Consider the following 5089-nt stretch of genomic DNA (forward strand, 5'->3'; position numbering starts at 1 on the left):
ATCCCCTTTATCGAGCCGTTTGGTCCGGCTTTCCCGCAGGTTATTATAGAGGGGTTGTGCCTGGTGAAACCAATCAGCGCCTCGGGCCCGAACTTCCCCTCGGCGAGTTTCCGAACCCCCTCGACCCTCTCATCGAAGGCGTAGCGTATGAACTCCTCTGGAATCATTGGACCACCCATTGAACTTCCCCTAAGGTTAAAAACGCCTTTCGGTTAAGCTAACCCCATGAAGCCCGTGTTAATGAAGCTCAACGTGGTTCCCTGCAGGTTCGTCAAAAGGTTAAACCGCTTCGTGGCTCTGGTCGAGGTGAACGGCGAAATCAGGAGGGCCCTTCTAACCAACACCGGTCGCCTTGAGGAGTTCTTGATTCCAGGACGAAAGGCCTTCTGCACGCCTAAGAGCAGGGGAAAGACGGACTTCGTCCTGATTGCCTTCGAGGATTTAGAAGGCAAGGGAGCGATAGTGGACACGAGAACCCAGGCGAAGGCCTTTGAAAGGGCGGTTGAGCTCGGTTTAGTCCCCTGGCTGAAGAACTGCTCGATAAAGCGGAAGGAAGTTCGCGTTGGAAATTCTCGCCTCGACTACCTCTTCGAGTGTCCCGGTGGAGAGCTCTACGGCGAGATGAAGAGCGCCGTTCTTAGGGGAGGGGAGAAAGGTGAATACGCGATGTATCCCGACTGCCCGACGCTTCGCGGACAGAGGCACGTTAGAGAGATGATTGAGCTCGTCAAAGCAGGAAAGGACGCGATAATCTTTTTCATCGGTGCGATGCCAAAGGTTGAGAAGTTCCGGCCCTACGAGAAGGGCGACCCGGAACTCGCGAAGCTTTTGAGAGAGGCAAAGAGGGCAGGGGTCAGAATCGAGGGACTCTCGATTTCTCTTATTCCAGACGGGAGGGTGATTTTAGAAAAGCCAGAGCTCGAGATCGAGCTTTAGATGGCCTTGACCCTTCTGGCTACCCTCGGGCGGGGTTTGTAGAGTATCTTGCTCCCGCAGTACGGGCAGCGGACTTCCCTCGCCGTTTCGAGATCGAGCTCAACTTCCCGGCCGCACTTGGCGCAGCGGTATATGGCCTTGACCATAATATCACCCCAAAATGGGAGAATCAGGCCTTGGAAGCGACAACGCGCTTCGCGACCTTTCCGGCAGGGGTGGTCGGCAGGTAGGCACCGCCGGCGAAAGTTGCCCCGCACTTCTGGCACTGCCATATGCCCGTACTGATTCTCCTGACGGCCTTCCTTCCGCAGACCGGGCAGACGTGCTTCTGCTTCATCCTGGCTTCAACGGCGGCTACTCTCCTTCTGATCTTGAGACCGTACCTTGGACCGAACCTTCCAGCCGAACCAACTTTAACAGTCCTTCCCATGAGCATCACCCCTGATTAACTCCACTCCTGAGACTGTTGGGTTTTTTAGGGGACGTTTTATAAACCTTTGCATGATCCGAAACCGCCACTGGATTTATAAACACTCCAGAGCAGGAAGGGCGGGTGAGCCGGATGATCAGGGTGAAAGTCCTTGGAAGGGGAATTGAAAAAGAAGTCGAGTGGAAAAGGGGAATGAAAGTCGCCGACGTCCTCAGGGAGGTTGGCTTCAACACGGAGAGCGCGATAGCGAGGGTAAACGGAAAGGTGGTCCTTGAGGACGATCCTGTTGGGGATGGGGACTACGTGGAGGTCATTCCCGTCGTTTCAGGTGGCTGATCGACGAGTTTCAGAGAAGGATCTGCCTTTTGGACGGCGACGTTTTCAGCGTTTCGACAAAAGTTTTATTAAATGCTGCTGGATAACGGGGATCATGATGATCTTTGTATTCCTTATCGCGGGCCTTTTGTTCGGTTATTTCCTCAGGAAAGCTGGAAAACGGCCGAGCATGGAAACACCTATGAGTGTTGCGTTGCTCGCTATGATATTTTTCCTCGGAGTTAAAACTGGTGAGGTTCATGTGAACGGTCTCTGGCTCCTCGGCGTTTCTGCGGTTTTTGCAGTTCTGACGATAGCTGGAAGCCTTTTCTTGGCGGAGGTGGTCGGGTGATGTTTCTTTACCTCGTTCTCGCGTCGCTTGTTGCAGGGATCCTTGTGGGGCACCTCTTCACTCCAGACTTCGGGAACGCCTACGAGATAATGCTCTACGCCCTCATATTCCTGATTGGAGTGGATCTTGGCTTGAGCTTCAGCACTGGAGAGCTCAGAAAGGTTGGACGGAAGGCCCTTCTCCTGCCGTTTTTAACGCTGACGGGCTCAATCCTTGGCGGACTGCTGGCGGCGCTGGTTCTCGGGATAGAGATGAGATGGGGCCTCGCCATAGGGGCTGGCTGTGGATGGTACTCGCTGACAGGCCCGTTGATAACCCAGTACTCTGCCGTTTACGGTGCGGTCGGTTTCCTTGGAAACCTTCTAAGAGAAATCCTGACGATAACGCTATATCCGCTTGCAATTCGAAAACTCAACCCGGAGAAGGCCATCGTCATTGGGGGAGCGACGACGATGGACACAACTCTTCCCATTATGGCAAGGTTTGGAGGCAAAGAAGTGGCGCTGGTCGCTTTTGTTCACGGTTTCATCCTGACCGCTATCGTTCCGTTTCTCCTTCCCCTTATCCTCACGCTCTTCGACTATTGACGAGTTTAATATTGGCATTAAGCGAAAACCTTTTAAGGCTCAAGTCCGTTATGGTTCCTTAGGTGAAAGCGTATGGAGTCGGGAATAAAGTTGCTGAAGCGCAGGCTCGATGTTGTTAAGAAGCAGAAGGAATACCTGATCCTTGAGGAGGCCAAGCTCGTCAGGATGGCCCGCCAGAAGAAAAAAGTTGCCCACAAGCTTGAGCGGGTCAAGAGGGAGAAGTTCCGCGTTCTCGCTGAGGAGGCAAAGCTTCTTAGGGTTATAAAGCAGAGCGCCAAGCCGGCTTGAGATCTTTCCTTTTAAATCGACTCGCTTTTCTCCACTTCCACCAAGCTTAAAAAGGTCTTTTCCATAGACTTCCCGGGACAAAAAGGAGAGGTGATTCTCATGCCAAGGAAGGCCAGAGAGTATCCTGAAGAGGGTGAGTTCGTCGTCGCCACCGTCAAGAACATTCACCCGTACGGAGCGTTCCTGATACTTGATGAGTACCCCGGAAAGGAGGGCTTCATGCACATAAGCGAGGTGGCTCCAACCTGGGTCAAGAACATCAGGGACTACGTGAAGGAGGGCCAGAAGGTAGTCGTCAAGGTCATCCGCGTTGACCCCGAGAAGGGGCACATAGACCTGAGCCTCAAGAGGGTAAACCAGCAGCAGAGGAAGGCCAAGCTCCAGGAGTACAAGAGGGCCCAGAAGGCCGAGAACCTTCTCAAGATGGCCGCTGAAAAGATAGGTAAGGACTTCGAGACGGCCTGGAGAGAGGTCTGGGTTCCCCTCGAAGAGGAGTACGGCGAGGTTTACGCCGCATTCGAGGACGCCGCCCAGAACGGAATTGAGGTTCTGAAGGGGCTCATTCCAGATGAGTGGCTCGATGCGCTCAAGCCAATCATCGAGGCCTACGTCGAGATTCCGACCGTTACCATCGATGCGGAGTTCGAGATAACCGTTCCGAAGCCCAACGGAGTCGAGATAATCAAGGAGGCTCTGATTAGAGCCAGGGACAGGGCCAACGAGGAGAAGGACATAGACGTCAAGTTCACCTACCAGGGCGCTCCCCGTTACAGGATTGACATAACCGCCCCGGACTACTACAAGGCAGAGGAGGTTCTCGAGAGCATAGCCGAAGAAATCCTCCGCGTCATAAAGGAAGCTGGTGGAGAGGCGACCCTCATAAGGAAGGAGAAGCGCATAAGGAAGATTAAGAGGAGGTAACCATGAAGTTCCGCATAAGGAAGTGCCCGAACTGCGGCAGGTACACCCTCAAAGAGACCTGCCCGGTCTGCGGGGCCAAGACCAAGGTAGCCCACCCACCGCGCTTCTCGCCGGAAGACCCCTACGGTGAGTACAGGCGCAGGTGGAAGAGGGAAGTCCTTGGGATAGAGGTGAGAAAATGAAGGAAACTACCATCTACCTCCTTGAGAGGCCCCAGCTGAGGGACCCGGTGTTCATAGAGGGCCTCCCCGGCATAGGCCTCGTCGGAAAGCTCGCCGCGGAGCACCTCATCCAGGAGCTCAACGCGGTAAAGTTCGCCGAACTTTACTCACCGCACTTCATGCACCAGGTCATCATAAAGAAGGGCTCAATCGTCGAGCTCATGAAGAACGAGTTCTACTACTGGGTTAATCCCGACGAGAACGGAAGGGACCTAATCATCATCACCGGTGACCAGCAGGTTCCACCGACGGACAGTCCCGGCCACTATGAGGTGGTCGGCAAGATGCTCGACCTCGTTCAGGAACTCGGCGTCAGGGAGATAATAACGATGGGCGGCTACCAGGTGCCGGAGCTCCAGGGTGAGCCGAGGGTTTTAGCTGCGGTAACCCACGAGGAGCTTGTAGATTATTACAAGGAGAAGCTCAAAGACTGCTCCGTCGAGGTGGTCTGGAGAGAGGACGAGGGAGGAGCGATAGTAGGAGCGGCCGGCCTTCTCCTCGGCATGGGCAAGCTCCGCTCGATGTACGGTATAAGCATACTCGGCGAGAGCCTCGGCTACATCGTTGACGCTAAGGCCGCCAAGGCCGTCCTGACAGCGGTCACGAAGATACTCGGAATAGAGCTCGACATGACCGCCCTCGAGGAGCGCGCCAAAGAAACCGAAGAGATACTGCAGAAGGTTCAGGAGATGCAGAGGGCGATGCTCGAGCAGACAATGCCCCCAGCTCCGGAGGAAGAGGACAGAGGTTATCTCTGAACTCCTTCCCCTTTTTGGTCTTGCGTTCAGCTGAATCAGAACTTCGCGGTTTAAGAGAGAAAAAGAAATCAAACCCTGTTACTAAGTTACTAAATTGCCTCCTCCAAGAGCTTCAACCCGAGCTCAAGATATTCTTTAGCCTTCTCCTCGCTCCTGGCCTCGCTGAAGACCCTTATTATCGGCTCGGTTCCGCTCGCCCTCACGAGAACCCAGCCGTCTGGGAAGAGTATCTTCGTCCCGTCGGTGGTGTCTATCTCGTAGCCCTTAGCCTTGGCGAGCTC

10 protein-coding genes and 1 pseudogene are annotated in these 5089 nt (G+C 54.4%); 8 read left to right on the forward strand and 3 right to left on the reverse strand.

Translation table 11 applies throughout. From position 1 onward, the window contains the following. Positions 1–225 precede the first annotated feature (225 nt). The gene (gene sfsA / locus MVO87_RS05870) at positions 226–936 is read left to right on the forward strand and encodes a DNA/RNA nuclease SfsA (RefSeq protein ID WP_297552540.1); all 711 of its coding nucleotides are present in this window, start codon (positions 226–228) and stop codon (positions 934–936) included. On the opposite strand, the gene MVO87_RS05875 is transcribed toward sfsA, so the two are convergent. Together MVO87_RS05875 and MVO87_RS05880 are read right to left on the reverse strand one after the other, a co-directional pair. Continuing rightward, the gene (locus MVO87_RS05875; protein ID WP_048811113.1) at positions 933–1082 is read right to left on the reverse strand and encodes a DNA-directed RNA polymerase subunit P; all 150 of its coding nucleotides are present in this window, start codon (positions 1080–1082) and stop codon (positions 933–935) included. The two genes, sfsA and MVO87_RS05875, sit on opposite strands and share 4 nt — an antisense overlap. Positions 1083–1105: 23 nt before the next feature. Then, positions 1106–1366, reverse strand: a complete 261-nt coding sequence (locus MVO87_RS05880; protein WP_015858424.1) for a 50S ribosomal protein L37ae — start codon at positions 1364–1366, stop codon at positions 1106–1108. A 132-nt stretch (positions 1367–1498) separates the two neighbouring features. Here MVO87_RS05880 and MVO87_RS05885 point away from each other — a divergent pair, with 132 nt between their 5' ends. The 7 genes from MVO87_RS05885 (at position 1499) to MVO87_RS05915 (ending at position 4808) form a co-directional block, all read left to right on the forward strand. After that, positions 1499–1702, forward strand: coding sequence for a MoaD/ThiS family protein (locus MVO87_RS05885; protein WP_048811114.1), 204 nt, complete (start codon positions 1499–1501; stop codon positions 1700–1702). A gap of 94 nt (positions 1703–1796) precedes the next feature. Beyond that, positions 1797–2033: a hypothetical protein gene (locus MVO87_RS05890; protein WP_048811115.1), complete on the forward strand. Its 237-nt coding sequence runs from the start codon at positions 1797–1799 to the stop codon at positions 2031–2033. After that, positions 2030–2620 (forward strand): LysO family transporter, encoded by a 591-nt coding sequence (locus MVO87_RS05895; protein ID WP_297552543.1) that lies wholly within the window; start codon positions 2030–2032, stop codon positions 2618–2620. The genes MVO87_RS05890 and MVO87_RS05895 overlap by 4 nt, the downstream gene beginning before the upstream one ends. A 72-nt stretch (positions 2621–2692) precedes the next feature. Next, positions 2693–2908, forward strand: a complete 216-nt coding sequence (locus tag MVO87_RS05900) for a hypothetical protein (RefSeq protein ID WP_015858428.1) — start codon at positions 2693–2695, stop codon at positions 2906–2908. A gap of 99 nt (positions 2909–3007) precedes the next feature. Further along, a complete protein-coding gene (locus MVO87_RS05905) occupies positions 3008–3829 on the forward strand; it encodes a translation initiation factor IF-2 subunit alpha (RefSeq protein ID WP_297552546.1) in 822 nt (273 codons plus the stop codon). Between the two features lie 2 nt (positions 3830–3831). After that, entirely contained in the window at positions 3832–4011 is a 180-nt protein-coding gene (locus MVO87_RS05910) for an RNA-protein complex protein Nop10 (RefSeq protein WP_297512858.1), read from the forward strand. Next, positions 4008–4808, forward strand: coding sequence for a proteasome assembly chaperone family protein (locus MVO87_RS05915; RefSeq protein WP_042688952.1), 801 nt, complete (start codon positions 4008–4010; stop codon positions 4806–4808). The genes MVO87_RS05910 and MVO87_RS05915 overlap by 4 nt, the downstream gene beginning before the upstream one ends. A gap of 89 nt (positions 4809–4897) precedes the next feature. Here the strand turns inward: MVO87_RS05915 and MVO87_RS05920 are convergent. Next, positions 4898–5089: pseudogene (locus MVO87_RS05920) on the reverse strand (phosphoglucosamine mutase); the annotation flags it as partial.

This window comes from Thermococcus sp. (assembly GCF_027063845.1).
In the GTDB taxonomy this organism is placed as follows: Archaea; Methanobacteriota_B; Thermococci; order Thermococcales; family Thermococcaceae; genus Thermococcus.